This window comes from Streptomyces sp. NPDC036813 (assembly GCF_055609245.1).
In genome coordinates, this window is record NZ_JBVJPV010000005.1 from 228581 (window position 1) to 250467 (window position 21887).

Annotated in this window: 19 protein-coding genes; 8 read left to right on the forward strand and 11 right to left on the reverse strand. The window is 74.5% G+C overall.

Annotated features, from left to right (window positions below; translation table 11 throughout):
• The first annotated feature begins 209 nt into the window (after positions 1-209).
• The gene (locus ACZ67Q_RS13555; protein WP_471180637.1) at positions 210-1199 is read left to right on the forward strand and encodes an SDR family NAD(P)-dependent oxidoreductase; all 990 of its coding nucleotides are present in this window, start codon (positions 210-212) and stop codon (positions 1197-1199) included.
• On the opposite strand, the gene ACZ67Q_RS13560 is transcribed toward ACZ67Q_RS13555, so the two are convergent.
• Positions 1188-2021, reverse strand: a complete 834-nt coding sequence (locus ACZ67Q_RS13560) for an alpha/beta fold hydrolase (protein WP_471180640.1) — start codon at positions 2019-2021, stop codon at positions 1188-1190. The genes ACZ67Q_RS13555 and ACZ67Q_RS13560 overlap by 12 nt on opposite strands.
• A 163-nt stretch (positions 2022-2184) precedes the next feature.
• Here ACZ67Q_RS13560 and ACZ67Q_RS13565 point away from each other — a divergent pair, with 163 nt between their 5' ends.
• Positions 2185-3213: an SDR family oxidoreductase gene (locus ACZ67Q_RS13565; protein ID WP_471180642.1), complete on the forward strand. Its 1029-nt coding sequence runs from the start codon at positions 2185-2187 to the stop codon at positions 3211-3213.
• Positions 3214-3342: 129 nt separating this feature from the next.
• On the opposite strand, the gene ACZ67Q_RS13570 is transcribed toward ACZ67Q_RS13565, so the two are convergent.
• From ACZ67Q_RS13570 to ACZ67Q_RS13580, 3 genes are all read right to left on the reverse strand, one after another.
• Entirely contained in the window at positions 3343-3603 is a 261-nt protein-coding gene (locus ACZ67Q_RS13570) for a hypothetical protein (protein ID WP_471180645.1), read from the reverse strand.
• Between the two features lie 104 nt (positions 3604-3707).
• The gene (locus ACZ67Q_RS13575; protein WP_471180647.1) at positions 3708-4997 is read right to left on the reverse strand and encodes an ROK family protein; all 1290 of its coding nucleotides are present in this window, start codon (positions 4995-4997) and stop codon (positions 3708-3710) included.
• Positions 4998-5114: 117 nt separating this feature from the next.
• A complete protein-coding gene (locus ACZ67Q_RS13580) occupies positions 5115-8303 on the reverse strand; it encodes a cytochrome P450 (RefSeq protein ID WP_471180649.1) in 3189 nt (1062 codons plus the stop codon).
• A 141-nt stretch (positions 8304-8444) separates the two neighbouring features.
• Here ACZ67Q_RS13580 and ACZ67Q_RS13585 point away from each other — a divergent pair, with 141 nt between their 5' ends.
• A complete protein-coding gene (locus ACZ67Q_RS13585; RefSeq protein ID WP_471180652.1) occupies positions 8445-9086 on the forward strand; it encodes a PAS domain S-box protein in 642 nt (213 codons plus the stop codon).
• Here ACZ67Q_RS13585 and ACZ67Q_RS13590 read toward each other — a convergent pair.
• The gene (locus ACZ67Q_RS13590; RefSeq protein ID WP_471180654.1) at positions 9020-10033 is read right to left on the reverse strand and encodes a DUF3626 domain-containing protein; all 1014 of its coding nucleotides are present in this window, start codon (positions 10031-10033) and stop codon (positions 9020-9022) included. The genes ACZ67Q_RS13585 and ACZ67Q_RS13590 overlap by 67 nt on opposite strands.
• Before the next feature lie 75 nt (positions 10034-10108).
• Here ACZ67Q_RS13590 and ACZ67Q_RS13595 point away from each other — a divergent pair, with 75 nt between their 5' ends.
• From ACZ67Q_RS13595 to ACZ67Q_RS13610, 4 genes are all read left to right on the forward strand, one after another.
• A complete protein-coding gene (locus ACZ67Q_RS13595; RefSeq protein ID WP_471180656.1) occupies positions 10109-10603 on the forward strand; it encodes an FBP domain-containing protein in 495 nt (164 codons plus the stop codon).
• A gap of 231 nt (positions 10604-10834) precedes the next feature.
• Positions 10835-12154 (forward strand): FUSC family protein, encoded by a 1320-nt coding sequence (locus tag ACZ67Q_RS13600; protein WP_471180658.1) that lies wholly within the window; start codon positions 10835-10837, stop codon positions 12152-12154.
• Between the two features lie 50 nt (positions 12155-12204).
• The gene (locus ACZ67Q_RS13605; protein WP_471180661.1) at positions 12205-13257 is read left to right on the forward strand and encodes a hypothetical protein; all 1053 of its coding nucleotides are present in this window, start codon (positions 12205-12207) and stop codon (positions 13255-13257) included.
• A gap of 161 nt (positions 13258-13418) precedes the next feature.
• Positions 13419-14630 (forward strand): lactonase family protein, encoded by a 1212-nt coding sequence (locus tag ACZ67Q_RS13610; protein ID WP_471180664.1) that lies wholly within the window; start codon positions 13419-13421, stop codon positions 14628-14630.
• Here ACZ67Q_RS13610 and ACZ67Q_RS13615 read toward each other — a convergent pair.
• Positions 14598-15323 (reverse strand): DUF2470 domain-containing protein, encoded by a 726-nt coding sequence (locus ACZ67Q_RS13615; protein WP_471180667.1) that lies wholly within the window; start codon positions 15321-15323, stop codon positions 14598-14600. The genes ACZ67Q_RS13610 and ACZ67Q_RS13615 overlap by 33 nt on opposite strands.
• A gap of 84 nt (positions 15324-15407) precedes the next feature.
• Positions 15408-16016 (reverse strand): TetR/AcrR family transcriptional regulator, encoded by a 609-nt coding sequence (locus tag ACZ67Q_RS13620; protein ID WP_471180669.1) that lies wholly within the window; start codon positions 16014-16016, stop codon positions 15408-15410.
• 108 nt (positions 16017-16124) lie between these two features.
• Here ACZ67Q_RS13620 and ACZ67Q_RS13625 point away from each other — a divergent pair, with 108 nt between their 5' ends.
• Complete coding sequence (locus ACZ67Q_RS13625; RefSeq protein WP_471180672.1) at positions 16125-17660, forward strand: cytochrome P450; 1536 nt, start codon at positions 16125-16127, stop codon at positions 17658-17660.
• Between the two features lie 6 nt (positions 17661-17666).
• Here the strand turns inward: ACZ67Q_RS13625 and ACZ67Q_RS13630 are convergent, their stop codons facing one another.
• The 4 genes from ACZ67Q_RS13630 to ACZ67Q_RS13645 form a co-directional block, all read right to left on the reverse strand.
• On the reverse strand, positions 17667-18569 hold the full coding sequence (locus ACZ67Q_RS13630) for a sigma-70 family RNA polymerase sigma factor (RefSeq protein ID WP_471180675.1): 903 nt from the start codon (positions 18567-18569) through the stop codon (positions 17667-17669).
• Between the two features lie 35 nt (positions 18570-18604).
• The gene (locus tag ACZ67Q_RS13635; RefSeq protein WP_471180677.1) at positions 18605-19345 is read right to left on the reverse strand and encodes a PIG-L deacetylase family protein; all 741 of its coding nucleotides are present in this window, start codon (positions 19343-19345) and stop codon (positions 18605-18607) included.
• Positions 19346-19413: 68 nt separating this feature from the next.
• Positions 19414-20715 (reverse strand): alpha/beta fold hydrolase, encoded by a 1302-nt coding sequence (locus ACZ67Q_RS13640; RefSeq protein ID WP_471180680.1) that lies wholly within the window; start codon positions 20713-20715, stop codon positions 19414-19416.
• 109 nt (positions 20716-20824) lie between these two features.
• The gene (locus ACZ67Q_RS13645) at positions 20825-21847 is read right to left on the reverse strand and encodes a LacI family DNA-binding transcriptional regulator (RefSeq protein WP_471180682.1); all 1023 of its coding nucleotides are present in this window, start codon (positions 21845-21847) and stop codon (positions 20825-20827) included.
• Positions 21848-21887: the final 40 nt, after the last annotated feature.

The window sequence follows — 21887 nt, forward strand, 5'->3', positions numbered from 1 at the left end:
CCAGGAGCGGCGCCGGGCGTGTAGCCACCCCGGCCCCCGGTCTCGGAGTGCGCGCCAGGCATTCTTCTGGCCCCCGGCCTCGGGAGTCGCGCCGGGCATTTTCCCGGCCCCCCGGCCGCCGAAATCCCGCCGGGCATTTTCCCGCCCAACCCCCGGCCTCGGGAGTGGCGCTTGACTTCGAGTGCGCTCCAATTCATAGCGTGCCGGGCATGAGCGACAGCGTCATCACCGCACAGCACAAGATCGGGTCCGGTTTCGGCGCCCGGTCCACCGCCGACGACGTCCTGGCCGGCCTCGACCTGACCGGCAGGCTCGCCCTCGTCACCGGGGGCTACTCGGGCCTCGGGCTGGAGACCACCCGCGCCCTCGCCAAGGCCGGCGCCCGGGTCGTGGTGCCCGCCCGGCGCCCCGCCGCGGCGCAGGAGAACCTGGCCGGCATCGACGGCGTCGAGGTCGACGACCTGGACCTCGGCGATCTGGACAGCGTGCGCGCCTTCGCCGAGCGTTTCCTCGCCTCGGGCCGCCGCATCGACTACGTCATCGACAACGCGGGCATCATGGCCTGCCCCGAGACCCGGGTCGGGCCGGGCTGGGAGGCGCAGTTCGCCACCAACCACCTCGGGCACTTCGCGCTGGTCAACCGGCTGTGGCCGGCGATCGAGCCGGGCGGCGCCCGCGTCGTGTCGGTCTCCTCGCGGGCCCATCACTTCTCCGGTGTCCGCTGGGACGACCCGCACTGGCAGCAGGGTTACGACAAGTGGCAGGCCTACGGCCAGGCCAAGACGGCCAACGTGCTGTTCGCCGTCCACCTCGACCGGCTCGGCCGGGACCGGGGCGTGCGGGCCTTCTCCCTGCACCCCGGCGGCATCCTCACCCCGCTACAGCGGCACCTCCCCAAGGAGGAGATGATCGAGCGCGGCTGGATGGACGAGAACGGCACCGTGCTCAACCCGGAGGGCTTCAAGACCCCCGAGCAGGGCGCGGCCACCCAGGTGTGGGCGGCCACCTCACCGCAGCTCGACGGCATGGGCGGCGTCTACCTGGAGGACTGCGACATCGCCGAGCCGGCCGTCGAGGGCGGCACCACCGGCGTCAAGGCCTGGGCCACCGACCCGGAGCAGGCGGCCCGCCTGTGGGAGTTCTCGGCCGGACTGACGGGCGTGAACGCCTTCGCGGGCCGGCCCGGCTCAGCGGGCTGAAGCGAAGTCCCGCAGGTCCGAGGTGAGTTGCCCTGCATGGGTGGCGAACAGGCCGTGCCCGCCGTTGTCGTACACCTTCAGCGTGGCGTCGGGCGCCAGCTCGGCCGTCCGGCGGCCGGTGAGCTCCAGGGGCGCCGAGGTGTCGTGCGTGCCGTGGATCACCAGGACCGGCAGGTCCAGCTTGGTGATCTCCGGCGCCACGTTCAGCCCGGCGATCAGCTCGCGCAGCGCGGTCCCGGCGCGGGGTGTGGAGACGTGGCAGGCGCGGACCATGGACTGCACGTACGCGTCGGACAGCTCGTTGCCCGGCAGGTCGCGGGCGAAGAAGGAGTCCGCGCCGTCCGCGAAGAACGCCGAGCGGTCCCGTCGCACGGTGTCGTTGAACGCCCGCATCGCCTCGGGTTCCAGGCCCTCGGGGAGGTCGGCGCACCGCACGAGGCCGGGGGCCACACCGGACACCAGGGCGAGCCGGTCCACCCGCGCCGTGCCGTGCCGGGTCAGGCAGCGCACGGCCTCCACGGTCCCGACGGAGTGGGCGACGAGGGTGACGCCGCGCAGGTCGAGGTGGTCGAGCAGGCCCTGTACATCGTCGGCGAGGCTGTCCAGGTCGAAGCCGCCCCACACGTCGTCCGAGCGGCCGTGCCCGCGCCGGTCCAGACCGACGCACCGGAACCCCTCCTCCGCGAGCGGGATCGTCTGCGCCTCCCACATCTGCGTACCGAAGTAGGCGCTGTTGACGAAGACGAGCACGGGTCCGTCGGCCGGTCCGTGGTCGACGAAGTGCAGCCGGGTGCCGTCGACGGGGCTGGCGAAGTACGGCATGGGACGTCCTCCTGCGATCCGGTGGGCGGGTACGTCCCTCATCGTCGCGGCAGCCCGGGGCGTGGGTCGATTACCCGGGAGGTCATGGCCGTCGCCCGGTTGCGTGTGCGGCCGGGCGGCGGGTACCCGGGCCGTCCAGCCGCCGCGCAGAAGGGAGCCGAAGGTGAGCAGCACCTCGGGCAGCAGGATCGTCGTCACGGGCGCCACCGGCAATGTCGGCACCAGCGTGGTGCGGCTGTTGTCGGAGGATCCCCAGGTCGGATCGGTACTGGGCCTGGCCCGCCGGGTGCCGGACTGGTCCCCGCCGAAGACCGAGTGGTCGGCCGTCGACCTGGCTTCGGAGCGGGCAGGGCTCGCGGAGCGCTTCGCGGACGCGGACGCGGTGATCCATCTGGCGTGGGCGTTCCAGCCGACGCACGATCCGGCGACCACCTGGCGGACGAACGTGCTCGGCAGCATCCGGGTGTTCGACGCGGTGGCGGCCGCCGGGGTGCCCGCGCTGGTGCACGCCTCCTCCGTCGGCGCCTATTCGCCAGGACCGAAGGACCACGCGGTCGACGAGTCCTGGCCCACGCACGGCTGGCCCGACGCCGCGTACTGCCGGGAGAAGGCGTATCTGGAGCGGGCGCTGGACATCTTCGAGCGGGAGCATCCCGAGACGCGGGTGGTGCGGATGCGCCCAGCGTTCCTGTTCAAGCGGGAGTCGGCGAGCGAGCAGCGCCGGATCTTCGGCGGCCGCTTCCTGCCCGGACCGCTGGCCCGCCCCGAGCTGCTGCCCTTCCTGCCGGACATCCCGGGGCTGAGGGTCCAGGCCCTGCACACCGACGACGCGGCCCGCGCCTACCAGCTCGCGGTCGCCTCGGACGCACGCGGCGCCTTCAACCTGGCCGCCGAGCCCCCGCTCGACGCGCGGGTGCTGGGCGAACTGCTGGGCGCGCGTCCGGTGCGGCTGCCGCGCACGGCGGCACGCTCGGCGATCGCCGCCGCGTGGGGCCTGCATCTGCTGCCGGCCTCCCCGCACCTCTTCGACGCGGTGCTCCGGCTGCCCCTCATGGACTGCACCCGCGCCCGCGTCGAACTGGGCTGGCTGCCGGAACGCTCGGCGACGGATGTGATCCAGGAGTTCCTGGAGGGCCTGCAGCAGGGCGCGGGCGCCAAGACGGCCCCGATGGCGGGCCGGAAGGTGGGCTGAGGCCGGAAGGCGGGGCGGGGGGCCGGGCGCAGGCAGCGTCACCTGTGGGGACACGCCACGGGCCCGGGCCCGGCCCCCCTTGGCCGGGTTCGGCCCGCCCTCGGCCCGGCGGCTCGTCCGGGAGCGCTGTCAGCCCGACGGCTCGTCCGGGAGCGGCTCGTCCTGGTGGACGCCCCGAGGCTGCGATGCGCCCTCGCGGCCCGTGCCCGCCTCGTCGGTGTCGGGCACGTCGTCGGCTCCGCCGTCGTCCTCGGCGCCTCGGCCGGAGGGCCTGGCGGCAGGGGTGGGAACCTCCCAGGGGTCCTCCCCGGCGTCGGCCTGCTGGTCGGGCAGGTCACGCGGGACCGGGTCGCCGTTCTCTCCGGGCGCCTCGGCACGATGTTCGGCCACGACATGCTCCTTTCCGCTCGTCCGGCCCCCGCGAGTACCGTGCCGGGGGCCCGCGAAACCCGCTTGACGATCAAGGAAGCCGCAGCCCTGCCGGACGCGCCGGGTCAGCGCGGCACCCGGTCCTCCAGCGCCGTGCGCCAGGCCGGCTCCGGGCTCTGCGCGGCCGGCTCGGGGCGGCGGCCGCCGCGGCCGAAGAAGTCGGCCAGCGGGAGGATCGCCGCGCCGACCGTCACCGCGTCGGGGCCGAGCCGGCCCAGTTCGATCGCGACCTTCTCGGCCGGGTGCCGCAGTGAGTACGCGGTGGCGTGGCGGCGCACCGCGGGCAGGAAACGGGCCCCGAGCTGGAGGCCGGCCCAGCCGCCGATGAGGATCCGCTCCGGCTGGAAGAGGTTGATCAGGTCGGACAGGCCTGCGCCGAGGTACTCGGCGGTCTCCTCCAGCACGGCCAGCGCGACGGGGTCGGGCGCGGTGCCCTCGGGCGGATAGGCCGCGGCGAGCATGGCGGTCAGGTCCGCCTCCTCGTCGCCGCCCAGCGGGGGCCTGCCGCCCTCCTCCGCCCAGCGGGCGAGCAGCGACTCGGCCCCGGCGTACGCCTCGAGGCAGCCGAGGGCACCGCACCGGCAGCGCCGTCCCCGCACCCGTACGGTCAGGTGTCCCCACTCCACGGCGCGCCCGTGTTCCACGTCCGGGGTGACCAGGCAGGCGCCGACACCCGAGCCGAAGAGCACGACGACGGCGTTGCGGGCGCCGCGCCCGCCGCCGAACCACATCTCGGCCTGGCCGAGCGTCTTCGCACCGTTGTCGATGAAGTACGGCACGGTGTCCGGCAGCGGGGAGCCCGCGCGCAGCAACGCCTCCAGCGGGGCGGCGTCCCAGCCGATGGTCTGGCCGTGCACGACGGCCCCCCGCTCGGGGGTGTGCTCCACGATGCCGGGTACGCCGATGCCGACGCCGAGCAGCGCGTGCGCGCCGGTGCCGGAGGCGGTGAGCACCTCGGCGATGCCGTCGCGGATGTGGCCGACGATCGCCTCGACCGCGTATCCCCGCCGCTCCAGTGGTCGTTCGGCGCGGGCCAGTTCGGTGAGGGTGAGGTCGAACAGCTCCACCCGCACCCGGGTCTCGCCGACGTCGACGCCGATCATGTGACCGCTGCCGGGGGCGACGCGCAGCAGGGTGCGCGGGCGCCCGCCGTCGGAGTCGACGCTGCCGGCCTCCTCCAGCAGGCCGTCGGCGATCAGATCGGCGACGACGTTGCTGATCGAGCCGGAGCTCAGCCCGGTGGCCGGGCCGAGCTCGAAGCGGCTGAGCGGCCCGTCGAAGTACAGGCGCTGGAGTACGGCCGTACGGTTGGCCCGCCTCAGATCGCGCACTGTGCGCCCGTTCCGCCCCGCCATGTGGCTCCTTCCGCCCCTGCCGACCTGCACCCTATCGCCGTTCGGGGCGGGATGACACTTTCCCCACCCCTTAGTTCATGAAGAAAGGTAAGCCGGTCGCCAGGACGGAGCGCCATGTCACCCGGCCGCGTACACGTCCTCGACGTACCGCCCGGCGGAGACCAGGCCGTCGAGCCACCGCTGCGCCGCGGCCTCGTCGGCGCCCGGAGTGCGGCCCCGGTACAGGGTACGGAACGCCTCGCGCACGCCCGGAGCCATGCGCGCCCCGTCGCCGCAGACGTGGACGCGGGCACCGGCGGCCAGCAGCCGGCCGACCTCCTCGGCCTCGGCAGCGATGCGGTGCTGGACGAACAGCTGTCCGTCGACCGGGGCCGCGCTGAAGGCGGGGCGCAAGGACACCGCGCCGGCGGCCTCGGCGGCGCGCAGCTCCTCTGCGTGCAGGAAGTCGGCGTCGGGCGCGTCGCAACCGAAGTAGAGGAGTGCGGGCGGCAGTTCGGCGCCCGCGGCCAGGGCCGCCGCGCGGTCGGCGATCACGCCGCGGAAGGGGGCGAGGCCGGTGCCGGCGGCGACCAGGACGACCGGGTCGGCGTGGTCCACCCGGAAGGCCTCCCGGCACCGCTGCACGCGCGCGTACACCGTGTCCCCGGGTCGTACGGCGGCGAGATGCCCGGAGCCGGTGCCGGTGTAGTCGCCTTTGCCCGAGCGGGCCGGGGCCTGGAGCACGGAGACCATCAGGTCGGCGTGGCGCGGGTCGGCGGCGGGGGACGAGGAGATCGAGTAGTGGCGCGGACGCAGCGGGGTGAGCAGGTCGAGCAGCGCCGGCCAGTCGAGGGCCCCGCGCAGGGCCGGGTGGTCCTCGAACAGCTCGATCAGGGTGCGGGGGTCGTCGGCGGGGAGGGCAGCGAGCGCGGCACGCTCGGGCGGGCAGGGGTTGGCCGCGGCCAGGGCGGCGATCCGGTCGGGGCGGGGCCGCTCCTGCAACTCGACGTGGTGGGTGAGCAGTTCGCGCACCGTCACCGGCCGGTCGACGGCGAGCCCGTCGCGCCGGCGGCGGGCCGGGCGGATGTCCAGGACCGTCCCGAGGTCGACGCCGAGGGCCGCGGCGGCGCGCTCGACGAGACGGGGCGGGTGGGCGGGCAGCACCGTGAGGTGGTCGGCGGTGCGGTAGGTGACACCGTCGGGCAGCGCGAGGCGGACGAACCGCTTGCGGCGCGGGTGCCCGGGTGCGGTCAGGTCGTACGCCTCGGTCACGGTCATCGGCACCAGTGCGTGCCGCTCGGCGAGCGCGTCGAGGGGGCCGCCGCCGAGGGTCCGCACCTCGTACGCCGTGGCCGGTTCGTCGCCCTGCGCGGGGGCCGCGTCGGGGTCGCCGTACCGCTCCAGCAGGGCGGCGCGCAGCCGTACGGTGAAGTCACGGACGGTGCCGGTGAGGTCGCCGGAGGCGTCGGCGGCGGCGCGGTCGGTGAGCCGGGCGGCGCCGAGGGCGGCGAGGCGTTCGTCGATGCGGGTGGGCACGTGCTGGTAGGTGGCGGCCCAGGTGCGGTCGCCGACGCCGAGGACGGCGTAGGTGACGCCGGTCAGGTCGGGTTCGCCGTCCAGCCAGGCGGTGAAGGCCGTGGCGTCGTCGGTGGGGCGCCCGTTGTAGGAGGCGGCGGTGATGATCACGGGCCGGTCCGTGGGCAGTCCGTTCGGGTACGCGTCCAGCGCCGCGACCTCCGTCGCGCAGCCCAGCTCCGCGGCCTCGTCGGCGAGTTGGGCGGCGAAGGCGCGGCAGGTGCCGTAGTTGCTGCCGTGCAGCAGCAGGGCGCCGGTGCCTGGGCGGACCCGGGCGGGGAGGGTGTCGGGGGCGACCGTCTGCGCCGCCTGGGCGGTGACGGCGCCCGGCAGCGGCGGGTGGACGCGGTCGGCGGCGGTGCGCGGGGTCAGGGTGAGCGTGAAACCCTCGGGCTTGAGGGTGAGGGTCTCCTTGACGTCGAGCCGGTAGCCGGCGTGGTCGTGCAGCCGGTAGCGGTGGACCAGCATGGCGAGCAGCATGGTCGCCTCGTGCAGGGCGAACTGCCGCCCGATGCAGGCGCGTTCGCCGGTGCCGAAGGGCTTGTAGGCGTGCACGGGGCGGGCCGCCTCGGCTTCGGGCGCGAAGCGGGAGGGGTCGAAGAGGTCGGGGTTGTCGCCCCATACGGGCTGCCGGTGCAGCATAGGCGTGAGCACGGTGACGGCCTGTCCGGCGCGCAGCGGGACGCGCCCGCCGAGCAGGGTGTCCTTAAGGGCGTGCCGGCTGAAGGCGGCGGCGGTCGGCCACAGCCTGAGCGCCTCGCTGAGCACCTGCCGGGTGCAGGGCAGCCGCCCCACGTCCTCGTACGTGGGCTCCGGGTCGGCGGTGTCGCCCCACAGGGCGTCGACCTCCCGTCGTACGAGGTTGAGGGCGGTGGGGTCCTTGGCCAGGTGGTGCAGCGCGAACGACATCGCGCCGGAGGTCGTCTCGTGGCCGGCGATCAGGAAGGTGATGACCTGGTTGCGGATGTTGGCGGCGTCCAGCGTGGTGCCGTCGGCGGGGTGCTGGGCGGTGAGCATCAGCCCGAGCAGGTCGGTGGCGTCCTGGGCGCCCGCACCGCCCTGCGTGCCGGTGCGGGAGGCGATGACGTCGTCGACGACCTGGGCGAGGTAGGCGGCGTCGTCCCGGAAGGCGGCGTCGGCGGCGGAATGGTCCTCGCCCGGGGTGCGGGCCAGGCGGGTCATGCTCCAGTGCAGGCAGCGGACCATCGACTCGACGAAGGGGTGCGGCCGGTCGCCCTCGAAGGAGCCGAAGTCGTAGCCGAAACCGGCCAGTCCGATCGTGTCCAGGGTCATCCGCGTCATGTCGTCGGCGACGTCGACCGGCCGTCCCTCGGCGGCGGCGCGGTCCCAGGCGGCGACCAGCCGGCGCGCCACCTTCAGCATGACCGGGTGGTAGGTGCGCATCGACCCGAGCGCGAAGGCCGGCATGAGGATGTCGTGCGCCTTGGCCCAGTTGGGTTCGTCGTTGTACGCGGTGAACAGGCCATCGGCGGCGAACTCACGGACGTTCTCCAGCGCGGGGCTCACGTGCTTGGCGAACCGCTGCTCGTCGGCGAGGTCGGTGACGAGGTCGACGTCGGCGACGAACAGGGTGTCCCGTCCGTGCAGCCGGCGCACCAGCACCGGTCCGTGTTCCCGCATCAGGTCCATGACCTGCTGGATCGGGGTGAGGCCGGGGCCGGTGGCGGTGATGTCGACGACGGGGACGCCGGGGAGGGCGGCGGTCCTGGAATGCGCTGCGGTGGGGGGCATGGCGCGACAACTGCCTTTCGCGGTAAGGACGTGCTGCGCTCCAGCCTGGTCGACGGGCCCCGTCCGCCCGTGCGCGGCGACTACATGATTGTGTAGTGGGCGGATGCGGGTCGCCCTTGCGCCGAGTGGCTGGAGGTGCTGGTGGACTGGGGTCGGCAGGAGGCCGTGGTGTGGCGCAACCGCGCGCTGACGCTCTTCGACCGGGTGGCGGTGCCGGTCGCGGTGTGCGATGTGTACGGCGCGCTGCTGCTGGCCAATCCGGCGATGGCCGCGGAGTGCGGCACGACGCCGGGGCGGCTGCGCGGCCGGCAGGTGCTGGAGCTGTTCCGTCCGCTGGAGGAGGCGCAGGTCGAGCGGATCGCGCAGGCGCTGCGGCTGCGTCACCGCTCCCGCTACCAGGTCTCCGTGCGCTGGCCGGCGCCGGGCGGGGCCGAGCGGCTAGGGGAGCTGACGGCCGACCCCGTGAGCGACACGGCCGACGACACGCCCGCGCTGCTGGTGATGCTGCGGGTGCTCGGCGACCGCACGCCACGGGACCGGCCGGCCGCGCGGGTCACCCCGGTCGAGGCCCGTATCCTCGCGCTGCTGGCGGAGGGCGCCACCACGGCCCGTGCGGCGCGGGAGACGGGCCTGACGGCGGACGGCGTGACCTATCACCTGCGGCGGCTGTCGGCCCGCTGGGGCGCGGCGAACCGCACGGAACTGGTGGCCCGCGCCTACGCCTTAGGCGTACTGGCGGCCGGAGTGTGGCCGCCGACGCCGGCGGTGCCGTCCGCCGAGTAGGCGGTGCCCGTGGCCGGAGTGTGGCCGCCGACGCCGGCCCCGCCGTCCTCCGAGCAGACGGTGCCCGCGCCCTCGGAGGCGCCGAAGGAACAGGCGGTGCCCGCGCCCTCGGGGGCGCCGAAGCGGGCGAGGGTGTGCCAGACCATCTTCAGGTCCTGCAACGCGTAGCGCCCCGTGCGGGCCGCGTCACCGAGGACGCGCGGGTCGACCACGCCGTCCCGCGCGACACGGGCGCCGAGTTCGGCGTACTCGGCGCCCCGGTAGTCGGCGTGGCGGCGCAGCCCGTCCACGGTGAGCCGGTAGCCGGGGTGCCACTCGACGGGGCAGGGCAGCAGCCGGGCGGCCGTCTCCACGGGCGTGCCGCGGTAGCAGGCGTCCAGGACGAGGGCCTCGACGTCCCGGGCGAGGAGGACACCGCCGTGCACCTGGGCCTCGATGTAGTCGTTCAGGGGGTCCTGGTCGTCGGCCTCGGCGAGGGCGATCAGGTGCGTGCCGGCGGCGACGCCGAAGTCGGTGGGCTCGGCCGCGCTGTCGGGGTAGCAGAAGGTGGCGCGGGCGAGCGCGGCCCGGGTGAGCCGGAAGTGCGCGGAGCCGAAGCGGGGTGCGGCGCCGACGACCTGGCGGCGGAAGTCCAGCGCGCCGTACACGGGCCGCTCGTGCGGGTCGGCGTCGTCGTAGGCGCCGCCGAAGATGCGGCTCTCCCATCGGAAGCGGTCACCGCCGCGGTGCGCGGTGAGGCCGCCGTTGCTGGTGCCGGTGACGAACTGCGAGTGGTAGGCGCCGTCCCGGGCCAGCGCCCGCAGGATGGGTGCGCCGTGGACGAGCCGGTCGGGGTGGAAGTTCAGGGTGATGCGGAGGTCCGCGGGGACGGCGGGCCCGGCCGAGCGGGCCGCGACGTACCGCAGCGCCGTCCGCGCCCGCGGGGTGGTGTTCTCGGGGAAATCCATTGGCGTCTTCTCCTCGCCCCTGCCTAACCTAGGTGAAAACCTAGGGCCCCTAGGATCCGATACCAGGAAGCAGTCATGAGATCACTCACCGAGCGGGACATCCGCAACTCGTTTATCAACTGCTCGAAGGGCGAGGCGAAGCGTCTGGCGGTGCCCCGGGATCTCGACGCGCGGCCCTGGGACGACCTCGACTTCCTCGGCTGGCGTGATCCGGGCGCGCCCGACCGCGCCCATCTGGTCACCGAGCGGGACGGAGAACTGGTCGGCGTCGCGTTCCGCTTCACACCCGCCCGGCGCGCCCTCATGCAGCGCAGCCTGTGCGCCCTGTGCCTGACCTCGCATCCGCGCGGTGGTGTGTCGCTGATGACCGCGCGCAAGACCGGCGCGGCGGGGCGGGAGGGAAACTCGGTGGGGCTCTATATGTGCACCGACCTCGCCTGCTCCCTCTACGTCCGTGGCAAGAAAGTGCCGGAGAGCGGCACCCGGTTCGAGGAGAGTCTTACCGTGGAGGAGCAGATCGCCCGGACGACGGCGAACCTGTTCGCCTTCCTGGACAAGATCCGCGCCTGACCGGCCGGCCACAGGTTCGCGCAGGTCGCCGCGGATACCGCCGACCCCCTGGGCCGCTCGGGTCGCCGCCGGCAGCGCGGTGAGGCGAGCCGCCCTTCCCTTCCCTCCTTCGCGCGTGCGGCCCGCAATCACCTCCGGGGAGGTCCGGCCCGGCTGTCACGGTGGGCCGTAGGCGTTCGGTTTCGGCCATGAGGCGTTCGAGGTCGGAGGGGAACGGGAACAGGCCAAGGGATGCGAGATGTACGTGAGTGGACGCCGGACCTCGTGCGACTGAGGCAGTGGCTCGCGCGGCTGTGGCAGTGGCGGCGGGACCCCGCGGTCGTACAGGCACTGCGGTCGGCGGCCGCGGCGACGGTCGCCTACGTCGTCGCGGTCCGGCTGAGCCCCGAACCGGCCCCGCTGACCGCACCGCTGACCGCGCTGCTGGTCGTCCAGGTCACCCTGTACGCGACGCTCACCAACGGCATCCGCCGGGTCAACGCCGTGGTGGCCGGCGTGCTGGTCGCGATCGCGTTCAGCCTCCTGGTGGGCCTGACCTGGTGGAGTCTCGCGCTGGTGATCGTGGCCGCGCTGGCCGTCGGCCACCTGGTGCGCGTCGAGGAGTACGTCCAGGAGGTCGCGATCAGCGCCATGCTGATCCTCGGCGTGACCACGCACGGCGCGACCGCGTGGGCGCGGGTCCTGGAGACACTGATCGGCGCGGTGGTCGGCATGGGGTTCAACCTGCTGCTCGCCCCGCCGGTCTGGGTGGACGAGGCGGGTGAGTCCATCGACGACCTGGCGCGGCGGGTCCGGCAGATGATGCTGCGCGTCGGCGAGCAGGCCGCCGGGCGCCCGTCCTACGAGCTGGCGGCGGCCCGGCTGCACGAGGCGCGCCGGCTGGACCACGCCATCGCCGAGGTGGACGCTGCGCTGCGGCAGGCCGAGGACAGCCTGCGGTTCAACCCGCGGGTGCGCGAGGGACTGCTGCACCGGGTGGTGCTGCGCACCGGCCTGGACACCCTGGAGATCTGCACGGTCGTGCTGCGGGTGCTCGCGCGCACGCTGACCGACCTGGCCAAGGAGCGGGATCCGGAGCCGCTGTTCCCACAGGACGTGGGGGCGGCGATCGAGGAGCTGCTCTCCGAGATCGCCGACGCGGTGGTCAGTTTCGCGGTGCTGGTCACGACGCACACCAGCCTCAGCGCCGAGTCGGCCGAGGAACGGCTGACCACCCAGCTGCGGCAGGCCGCGGCCACCCGGGACAAGGTGGCCGAGCTGCTGCTCAAGGAGGTCCAGCACGAGCCACGGAACTGGCAGCTGAGCGGCGCCGTGCTGACCGAGGTCAACCGCATGCTCGACGAGCTGGACACCGAGCACCGCTCGCGCCGGCTGCTGGAGGAGCTGGACCGGCACACCCGTGAGCAGCGCGAACGGTTGCCGTGGGTGGTGTGGCTGCGGGAGCGCCTCGGGCTGCCGCGCCGGCTGCGGCGGGGCGGCCGGCGGCTCCGGGCCCGGATTCCGGAGCGGCTGCGGTGGAACCGCGGGGCGGGGATCCGGCGTTCTCCGTGACGGCACCGCGTGCGCGGTGTCCGAAAAGGCACCACTGAGGGAGCGTGCGGATGAACGGTGGCGTGCGGATCGACGGGAACACCCTTCGGTTGCCGGGCGGCGTGGCGGTGCGGTTCATCCGCACGCTGCGGCTGCCCGAGTCGGGCACCCACGCGCTGCCGCCGGGGCTCGGCGAGTTCCCGGTGCGCCGGGTCGCCGACTACCCGGACACCGTGCCCGAGGCGTGGCGGGCGCGCGGGGGCGTGATGCTGCCGGTGTATCTGCGCGAGGCGATGTGGCTGTCGTTCGCGGGCAGCAGCGAGCCGGCCGCCCTCCAGATCGGGGCGGGCAAGGTGTGCGCGGTCTCCGGCAGGGCGTGGACCGGGCGGCTGTCGCGCGACCCGCAGAACTACGTCGTCCTGCCCCGCCAGCCCTGGCTGGACGGCATCAACTCCGGCCGGGGCACCGTGCGGCAGTTCGTCGCGGTGCCGCTCGGCCTCGGCGCGACCGTCGAGGGGCAGGTCACCGGCGAGGAGGTGTGGGGCGGCGTGCAGTTGCAGTCGTTCCCGCTCGGTGCGCCGGCGCTCGAGCGGTGGCGGGAGGAGCAGCGGCGCCTCGCGCAGACGATGGCCCGGACCATGACCGGGGGCTACGGCGCGCCCCCGCCGGGCGGCGCCCTGCCCGCCATGGCGCCCGCGCCGGGTGCCGCGCCCGCCGCCCCGGGCGCCGCGCCGCGCGCCGCCGCGGCGATGGGGCTGGGCGTGGGCGGCTCCATGCGCCAGGAGGTCTACCGCGATGACCGCCCGCTGTCCGACTGGGCGGCCGAGCCCGCCGGGCGGGTCTTCGTGCACCTGGTGACCCCGCCGGAGTGGCGCCGCATCACGGGCGAGGCCCCGCCGCCCTCGCCCGTCGACCGGGCGGCGTACACCCGGGCGGGCCTGCCCTGGTACGACTACTACGACGCCGACGCCGACGATCTGGCTCCCGCGGACCCGCTGCAGTCGGTCAAGCCGGTCGGCGACTGGCTCGGCGACGACCACGACCCGTGGCAGACCCCGGCCCCGCACCAGATCCACCCGCTGAAGGACGCCCCGGGCAAGCCGGTGACGGACGGCGACTGGTAGCAGGCGCGACGGGTGTCGCCGGGGGCCTGAGCCGGGCGGATCGCAGCAGAGCGCCGGACGGCCGCGGCGCACCTCCTGCAACAGGTGTTGCACGCGTCGGGCCCGTCTTGCGAGGGTGGCTGTCACGACCGGCGAGGCGGACGACACCGTGAGGTGCGGGCATGGGCAGGGACGGGCAAGGGGCGCGCGGGGCCGGCTGGAGCCGGCGTGGCGTCGTGGGCGCACTCGGCGGCACCGCCGCCTGTGTGGCGCTCGCCGCGTGCGGCGCGGACCGGCCGTCCGGCGGTCCCACCACCTCGCGGACGGCGGCCGGGCCCTCCCGGCGGGCCGACCGGTCGGCGTCCGGGCCGCGCCCGCTCTATATCGGCACCTACACGTCCGCGCCGGGCGGCGGCGCGGGCATCGGCGTGGCCGTGTACGACCCCGGCACGGGCCGGATCACCGGGCAGGGCGCGCTGACCGGCGTGCCGGACCCGTCGTATCTGGCGGTGCATCCGGACGGCCGGACGCTGTACGCGGTGGACGAGCGGGAGGACGGCGCGGTGACCGCGATCCGGCGGGCCGACGGCACGGTGCTGGGCAGCCGGAGCACCGGGGGCGCTGCGCCCTGTCATCTGTCGGTGCATCCGAGCGGGCGATGGCTGCTGAGCGCCGCCTACGGCTCGGGGAGCGTGGCGGTGCATCCGATCGACGCCTCGGGCGCACTGGGCGAGCGGGCGGACCTCGTCACGCACACCCGCCCGGCGCCGGGCCCCGGACAGCAGGGACCGCACGCGCACCAGGTCCTCACGAGCCCCGACGGCGGTCACGTCCTCGCCGTCGACCTGGGCACGGACACCGTGTACAGCTACCGCCTCGATCCGCGCACCGGACGGCTCACCGAGGTCGCGCGGGCCTCCGCTCCTCCCGGCACCGGCCCACGCCATCTGACCTTCCATCCCGGCGGCCGCCACGCCTACCTGGCCGGCGAGGTCGGCAACACGGTGATGGTGTGCGACTACGAACCGAAGAGCGGCCGGCTCCGTATCGGCGCGCCGCAGTCCTCGGGCGCGGAGTCCGGCACCAACTACCCGGCGCAGTTCGCCGTCACCGAGGACGGCCGGTACGCCTTTCTCGCCAACCGGGGACACAACAGCGTGGCGCGGTACGCGGTGGAGGCGGCCGGCGCCCGGCTGAGGCTGCTGGGCACGACCGACGTCGGGGGCGACTTCCCGCGGCAGATCGCCCTCTCCCCCGACGGCCGGCTGCTGTTCGCGGCGAACCAGAAGTCGGGCACGGTCAGCGTCTTCCATGTGGACGGCCGCACCGGTGACCTGCGCCCGGCCGGTCAGCCGTTCCCGTCACCGGTCGCCGTCTGCGCGCTGCCGCTGTAGGGCGCGCGGGCAGCCGGAGCCGCTCGCCTGGGCGAGCAGGTGGTGCATGCGCTCGGTGAGCTGTCCGACGTCGTCGGCGGGTGCATGGAAGGGCAGGCGTACGTCGCCGTGGGTGCGGGCCCGTTCGATGCGCAGCGTCAGTCCGTGCCGGTCGACGGCGAGCGGACGGACCCGGACGGCGCCGTGCAGGCTGCCGGGGTCGACCAGACGGGTGAGGCGTTCGACGGCGTCGGGGTGGGCGTCGGCGAGGTGGGTGAGCAGCTGTTCCTCGGCGCCGGTCAGCGGGTCGGGTGCGGCGGCGGTGAAGTCGTCCACGTCGACGACGGCGGCGCCGGAGGGGCGGCGCAGGACCACGCGGGTGGGATGGAAGGCGAGCCGGTCGTCCTCGGGGGTGAGCCGGCCGGCGAGCCACAGCCGGGCGCGGATGCGGTGCCGGACGGGTACGGGGGCGACGTCGGTGAACTCCAGCACGGCGGAGGGCTCACCGCGCGGTGCGCAGATCGCGGCGGTGAGCAGCGCGCTGTCGTCGGGCAGGCGCAGCAGCACCCGCCCGTCGTCGCTCACGCCGTGCGCGCCCACGAGCTCCTCGCGGCCGCCCTCGGCGGTCACCGCGCAGGACCAGGCGGCGGCGAGCACGGACCGTGCCCGCTCGGCCGCTCCGGGCACGGCGGCCCACGTCTGGCTGTCACCCATGCCTGAACCCCTCTCTTAGGTAAGCCTCACCTAACTTATCGGAGATCGGGGCGTGCGCCAACCAAGCCCCCGCACCGATGGCGTTCAGCCCGCGAGAACTCCGAGCAGCGCCCGCGCACAAAGGTCCCGCACCTGCTCCCGGCCCAGGTCCGCGCCGCGCAGCCATTCCAGACAGACCGCCGTCGTGAACGCCAGCCAGCCCCTTACGGCGAGGCGGACGTCGGGACGCTGCCCGAAGAGGGGGCCGAACTCGGGGTCGCCCGCCAGGGCGGCGAGGATCTGCCGTTCCTGCGCGGCCAGCGCCCGCCGGTAGACGCGCCGCACGGTCTGGTCACCGGCCGCGTCGGCGCGATGGAAGGCGCGGTAGCCGTGCGCGTGCGCCCGCACGTGCTCCAGGTAGGCGTCGAGGACGACGGTGAGCTGCTCGCGCACCGGCACGCCGGGCACCGCGGCCGTCATCCGCAGCATGCGCCCGCTCTCCCGCTCCACGACCGCGGCGAAGAAGTCCCGTTTCGTCGGGAAGTAGTGGTACAGCAGGCCGCGCGAGACACCGGCGATCTCCGCGACCTGCTCGATCCACACCTCGTCGTAGGGGCTCTCCGAGAACAGCCGGGCGCCCACCGTGAGCAGTTGCTCACGGCGCTCCTCGGTGCTGAGCCGACGGCGGGTGCGCTGCCCCTGGTTCGCGGCCATGCCCGCACTTTACTTGACGTGGATTCAACAACGGGACGAGACTGAAACGCGTTATTGAACCGACGTACAACACTGCTCAACATGCCGCAGGATCAAGGGAGATCGCGCATGGCCGACGCCAGGGCGGACCACGGACGTCAGACCAGGGGGTTCCGCAGCGCCGAGCTGGGCTGGCCCGAGCTGCACCGCATTCCGCACCCACCGCACCGGCTGCCCCTGCTCGGTGACGTCCTCGGCGCGAACCGGACCACTCCCGTGCAGGACTCGGTGCGGCTCGGCCGCCGGCTCGGCCCGATCTTCCGGCGGCGGGCCTTCGGCAAGGAGTTCGTGCTCGTGTGGGGCGGCGCCCTCGTCAAGGACCTCTCCGACGAGTCCCGCTTCGCCAAGCACGTGGGCCTCGGCATCGCCAATCTGCGCCCGGTCGTCGGGGACGCGCTGTTCACGGCGTACAACGACGAGCCCAACTGGCAGCTCGCGCACGACGTGCTGGCGCCGGGCTTCAGCAGGGAGGCGATGGCGGCCTACCACCCGATGATGCTGGACGTCGCCGCGCGGCTGACCGAGCACTGGGACCGGGCCGCCGCAGCGGGCCACGGCGTCGACGTGCCCGGCGACATGACCAAGCTGACCCTGGAGACCATCTCCCGCACCGGCTTCGGCCACGACTTCGGCTCCTTCGAGCGGCCCCGGCTGCACCCCTTCGTGACCGCCATGGTCGGCACTCTCAGCTACGCCCAGCGGCTCAACACCGTGCCCGCGCCCGTGGCCCCGCTCCTGCTGCGGGGCGCGACCCGGCGCAACACTGCCGACATGGCGTATCTGAACCGGACCGTCGACGAGGTGGTGCGCGCCCGGCGCGCCACGGGCGGCGGCGACGGCGACCTGCTCGACCGGATGCTGGAGACCGCTCATCCGGAGACCGGGGAGCGGCTGTCCGCGCTGAACGTGCGGCGGCAGGTCATCACCTTCCTGGTCGCCGGGCACGAGACCACCTCCGGCGCGCTCTCCTTCGCCCTGTACTACCTCGCCCGGCACCCCGAGGTCGCCGCCCGCGCCCGTGCCGAGGTCGAGCGGGTGTGGGGTGGGGCGGAGGTGCCGGCCTACGAGCAGGTGGCCAAGCTGCGGTACGTGCGCCGGGTGCTCGACGAGTCGCTACGGCTGTGGCCGACGGCGCCCGCCTTCGCCCGGGAGGCGCGCGAGGACACCGTGCTCGCCGGGGACCACCCCATGCGGCGCGGTGCCTGGGCGCTGGTGCTGACGCCGATGCTGCACCGCGACCCCGAGGTGTGGGGTGCGAACGCAGAGCGGTTCGACCCGGACCGCTTCGACGCCGCGGCCGTACGGGCCCGGCCCGGGCACGTCTTCAAGCCGTTCGGCACCGGGGCGCGCGCCTGCATCGGCCGCCAGTTCGCGCTGCACGAGGCCACCCTGGTCCTCGGGCTTCTGCTGCGCCGCTACTCCTTCCTGCCCGACCCCGGCTACCGGCTGCGGGTGGCCGAACGGCTCACCCTGATGCCGGAGGGGCTGCGGCTGCGGCTGGAGCGCCGGGCGCCCGCCGGGGGCCCGGCCCCGCGCGCGGGCGGCGACGAGCGTGCGGACGAGCCGCAGCCACCTCGCTGTCCCGCCCACGGGGCCGGGAGCTGAGCCGGGTCAGCCGGCGAAGGCCTCGAGGTCCAGCCGCTCCAGCCGCTCGGGGTCGGAGAGGATGTACATGCCCGTGATGCGGCCGTCGGCGACGGTGAGGCCCATGACCGAAGCAGGACCCCCCTCCGGCATGTTGACGAACCCGAGCGCGCCGTTGACCAGCACCATCCGCGCGGACGGCGCGAACCGGGAGAACAGCAGCGCCTGCTCGGCCACCGACTTCGCGCCCTGGAGCACCTTGGAGGAGCCCGCGCCCCGCACCAGTGCCCCGGCGTCGACGCGCAGGACGACCTCCGGGTGGAGCACGCCGACCAGCGCCTCGAAGTCGCCGGCACGCGAGGCGGCGAGGAAGGCCTCCAGGACCTGCTTCTGCCGCCCGAGGTCCGGCTCGGCGGCCGGCTCGGCGCCGCGCACCCGGCGCCGGGCGCGGCTGGCGAGCTGCCTGGTGGCGGCCGGGGTGCGGTCCACGATCGGCGCGATGTCGTCGAAGGGCACGGCGAACATGTCGTGCAGCACGAACGCGAGCCGTTCGTCCGGCTCGAGGTTCTCCAGGACGACCAGGAGGGCGAGGCCGACCGAGTCGGCGTGCAGGATCTCCTGCTCCGGGTCGAGCCGGGCGAGCGGCCGCAGTTCGGGGTCCGGGACGTAGGTGTCGAACCGGTCGTCGATCGACTCCTCGCGGCGCGCGTTGCGCGAGCGCAGCAGATCGAGGCAGACCCGGCCGGTCACCGTGGTCAGCCAGCCGCCGAGGTTGCCGATGGCGTCGGTGTCGGTGCGGCTGAGCTTCAGCCAGGTCTCCTGCACCGCGTCCTCCGCCTCGGCCAGCGAGCCGAGCATGCGGTAGGCCACGGACCGCAGATGCCCGCGGTGTTCCTCGAAGCGGTCGGCCAGTGCCTGGCTGGTGTCCATGGGTGCCTCTCCCCCGGGTGTCGTCGGCTGCCGCGTCATCTGCTGAACAGTTCGAAGGCCACGGCCGGACGCCCACCGAAGCGCTCCGCCACCGCCTCGGCGTTCGCCATGAGGAAGCCGCGGGCGTACTTCTGCGGGTCCTCGTCGGTCAACGCCTCGATGTACGTGTGGTGTTCCAGCAGCGAGCGCACCGCGCGCTCCAGGCCCGGCGATGCGTCCACGGCGTGGGTGGGCGAGGCCGAGCCGGCGACCGCGACCCAGCGCACGCCGTTCCAGGGTTCGAGTCCCTGCTCGGTCAGTTCGGGGAAGATCCAGCGGTTGCCCGCGTCGGCGGCGGCGTCGAGCGTGGCCCGGCCGACCGCCACGTGATCGGGGGTGTTCCAGGCGACGCCGCCCCACGTGTCCCGGTGGTTGAGGGTGATGACCAGTTCGGGCCGGTGGCGGCGGATCGCGGCGGCGATGTCCCGGCGCAGCGCGGGACCGTACTCGATCACCCCGTCGTGGTGGTCGAGGAACTCCACGCTCGACACGCCGACGACCGCCGCGCTCGCCCGCTGCTCCCGTTCGCGCAGCGGGCCGCACACGGCGGGCTCCAGCGTGTCGATGCCGGCCTCGCCCCGGCTCGCCAGGACGTACGCGACCTCACGGCCGGCGTCGGTCCAGGCGGCGACGGCCGCCGAGCAGCCGTACTCGAGATCGTCCGGGTGGGCCACCACGGCCAGGGCCCGCTGCCAGTCCTCGGGCAGGGGCTGCAACGCTGTCGTCGGCTCGGTCATGGGCGCAGACTAACCCCTGCCGGTGACAGCGGTCCGGCCTTTGTGGATCTTGCGGGGGGGGTGGGACCTCACACCTCGTCGCGGGCGAGGGCCAGCAACCGGTCCAGGACGCGCGGGCCGCCCACGCGCACCCCGTCGTGCTCGAACTCGTCGGTCACCCAGGTGCGCAGACCGCGGATCGCGCGGGCGGTCGCGAGGGAGTGGTCCGCGTCGACGTACATGTCGTCGTGGTAGACGGCCGCGGCGACCGGCACCTCGTTGCCCGCCAGGCGCTCACGGTCGTACAGGGGCGTCCAGTCGGTGCGGGCGGCGAGCAGTTCGGCGGTCTCCTTCAGCGGGCGCAGCGCCGGGTCGCAGTCGAACATCCAGGGGTGGACGGTCTCGCCGGTGAACAGCAGCGGTCCGTCGCCCGCGAGCGCCTTCACCGCGTCGAACTGCGGGAACTCGGCGCGGACCCGTTCGGCGGCCCAGGCGGTGGGGCGGGCGTCCTGGCCGTAGATCGACTCGTGCACGAGGGCGTACAGCGGGTGCGGGCCGTACGACAACAGCCCGCGCACCTCTTCCTGGAAGGCGTCCGACAGCTGCCGGCCGCCCGGGGTGGGGACGAACGCGTCCTCCAGCAGGTAGTGCAGGCGGTGGCTGCCGTCGCCGGTGCCCAGGTGGATGCCGAGGGACTGGAAGGCCTCGACGGTGAGCCGGTACCCGCCGGGCAGGACCACGTCGTTGCCGAGAAGGTGCTCGGCGATACGGCGGGCCCGCTCGACGTCCTGCGGGTAGCGGGCGTAGTGCGCGGCGACCTTGCGTTCGATGCGCGGGTAGGCGGCCCGGTAGACGTCGTCGGCGTGGGCGTCGAGGGACGGCAGCCCGCCGGTGATCAGCGCGGTGGCCAGGCCCTCGGGGGCGGTGGACAGGTAGTGGACGGTGCAGAACCCGCCGAAACTCTGCCCGAGCACCGTCCAGGGGGCGCCGCCGGTGACCTGCGGGCGGATGGCCTCGCAGTCGCGGACGATGGAGTCGGCGCGGAAGTGCGTGAGGTAGTCGGCCTGCGCGGCCGGGCCGCCGCGCAGCGGCAGGGTCTGGCGGTTGGCGGGTGTGGAGGCGCCGGTGCCGCGCTGGTCCAGCAGCAGCACACGGAACTCGCGCAGCGCGCGGTCCAGCCAGCCCGTGCGGCCGGTGAAGCGCTGTGCGCCGAAGCCGGGGCCGCCCTGGAGGTAGACCAGCCACGGCAGGTCCTGGCGGGCCTTGTCGCTCGCGACCACCTCGCGGGCGTACAGCTCGATGGTCTCCCCCGAAGGGTCGGCGTGGTCGAGCGGCACGGTGAAGCGGCGGTCGGTGAGATGGACGCCGGGCTGGCGGTAGCGGTCGGTCAACGCGTCTCCCCGGTGCGGGCGGTGGGTGCGGACGGCTCCCAGTCCAGCACACGCCGGGCCGCCGTGCGCCGCCGGGGCGACGACGGTTGCCACGGCGCTGACCGGTGGATCAGCGGCCCGGCAGGCTGGAGCGGCGCACCACCAGCTCCGGCTGGAGCACCACGCGGCGGTGCTCGTGCGGCTGCTTGCCGCGCTCCTCCGTCTCCTCCAGCAGCAGCTCGGCGGCGAGCGCGCCGATGGTGACGGCGGGCTGACGCACCGAGGTGAGCGGGACGGCCGCGGCGGCGGCGAACTCGATGTCGTCGTAGCCGACGATCGCGAGGTCGTCGGGGACGCCGACCCCGGCGGCGTACATGGCCTGGAGCACGCCGAGAGCGAGCAGGTCGTTGGCGCAGAACACGGCCGTGGGCCGGTCGGCGAGGCCGAGCAGGCGGGCACCGGCGTCCCGGCCGGCGGCGACGTCGAGGCGCTCGGTGGGGATCTCGCGCAGCGCTTCGGGGCCGAGTCCCGCCTCGGCGAGGGCGCTCAGGGCGCCGGTGCGGCGGTCGCGGACCTGGTTCAGTCCGGGCGGGCCGCTGACGTAGGCGATCGAGCGGTGCCCGGCGTCCACCAGGTGCCGCACCGCCAGGGCGCCGCCGGCGACGTCGTCGACGGACACCGAGCACTCGGCGGCGCCCTCGGCGACCCGGTCGACCAGCACGAACGGGATGCCGTGCCGGCGGAAGGCGCCGATGTTGCGGCCGGAGGCGTCGGTGGGGGTGAGCAGCACGCCTCGCACGCGCTGTTCGGCGAAGAGGGAGAGGTACTCGGCCTCCTCACCGGCGCTCTGCGCGCTGTTGCACACCATCACGCCGAGCCCTGCCTCGCGCGCGGCCCGCTCGGCGCCGCGCGCGACGTCCACGAAGAACGGGTTGCCCATGTCCAGTACGAGCAGCCCCATGATCCGGCTGCGGCCCGCGCGCAGCTGGCGCGCGGACTCGCTGCGGACGTAGCCGAGCCGCTCGATCGCGGACAGTACCCGCGCCCGGGTCTCATGGGCGACCGTGTCCGGCCGGTTGATCACGTTCGACACCGTGCCGACGGACACTCCGGCGGCGCGGGCGACGTCCTTGATACCCACCGACTGGGCCATCGGGCAGGGACCTCCTGGGGTTCTGGAGCGGCGGGGAGAG

Bases quoted from the DNA above. Each gene is read 5' to 3' on its own strand.
- ACZ67Q_RS13555 (WP_471180637.1), top strand. From the start codon at position 210: ATGAGCGACAGCGTCATCACCGCACAGCACAAGATCGGGTCCGGTTTC.
- ACZ67Q_RS13560 (WP_471180640.1), bottom strand. From the start codon at position 2,021: ATGCCGTACTTCGCCAGCCCCGTCGACGGCACCCGGCTGCACTTCGTC.
- ACZ67Q_RS13575 (WP_471180647.1), bottom strand. From the start codon at position 4,997: ATGGCGGGGCGGAACGGGCGCACAGTGCGCGATCTGAGGCGGGCCAAC.
- ACZ67Q_RS13580 (WP_471180649.1), bottom strand. From the start codon at position 8,303: ATGCCCCCCACCGCAGCGCATTCCAGGACCGCCGCCCTCCCCGGCGTC.
- ACZ67Q_RS13590 (WP_471180654.1), bottom strand. From the start codon at position 10,033: ATGGATTTCCCCGAGAACACCACCCCGCGGGCGCGGACGGCGCTGCGG.
- ACZ67Q_RS13595 (WP_471180656.1), top strand. From the start codon at position 10,109: ATGAGATCACTCACCGAGCGGGACATCCGCAACTCGTTTATCAACTGC.
- ACZ67Q_RS13600 (WP_471180658.1), top strand. From the start codon at position 10,835: ATGCGAGATGTACGTGAGTGGACGCCGGACCTCGTGCGACTGAGGCAG.
- ACZ67Q_RS13605 (WP_471180661.1), top strand. From the start codon at position 12,205: ATGAACGGTGGCGTGCGGATCGACGGGAACACCCTTCGGTTGCCGGGC.
- ACZ67Q_RS13610 (WP_471180664.1), top strand. From the start codon at position 13,419: ATGGGCAGGGACGGGCAAGGGGCGCGCGGGGCCGGCTGGAGCCGGCGT.
- ACZ67Q_RS13615 (WP_471180667.1), bottom strand. From the start codon at position 15,323: ATGGGTGACAGCCAGACGTGGGCCGCCGTGCCCGGAGCGGCCGAGCGG.
- ACZ67Q_RS13620 (WP_471180669.1), bottom strand. From the start codon at position 16,016: ATGGCCGCGAACCAGGGGCAGCGCACCCGCCGTCGGCTCAGCACCGAG.
- ACZ67Q_RS13625 (WP_471180672.1), top strand. From the start codon at position 16,125: ATGGCCGACGCCAGGGCGGACCACGGACGTCAGACCAGGGGGTTCCGC.
- ACZ67Q_RS13630 (WP_471180675.1), bottom strand. From the start codon at position 18,569: ATGGACACCAGCCAGGCACTGGCCGACCGCTTCGAGGAACACCGCGGG.
- ACZ67Q_RS13635 (WP_471180677.1), bottom strand. From the start codon at position 19,345: ATGACCGAGCCGACGACAGCGTTGCAGCCCCTGCCCGAGGACTGGCAG.
- ACZ67Q_RS13645 (WP_471180682.1), bottom strand. From the start codon at position 21,847: ATGGCCCAGTCGGTGGGTATCAAGGACGTCGCCCGCGCCGCCGGAGTG.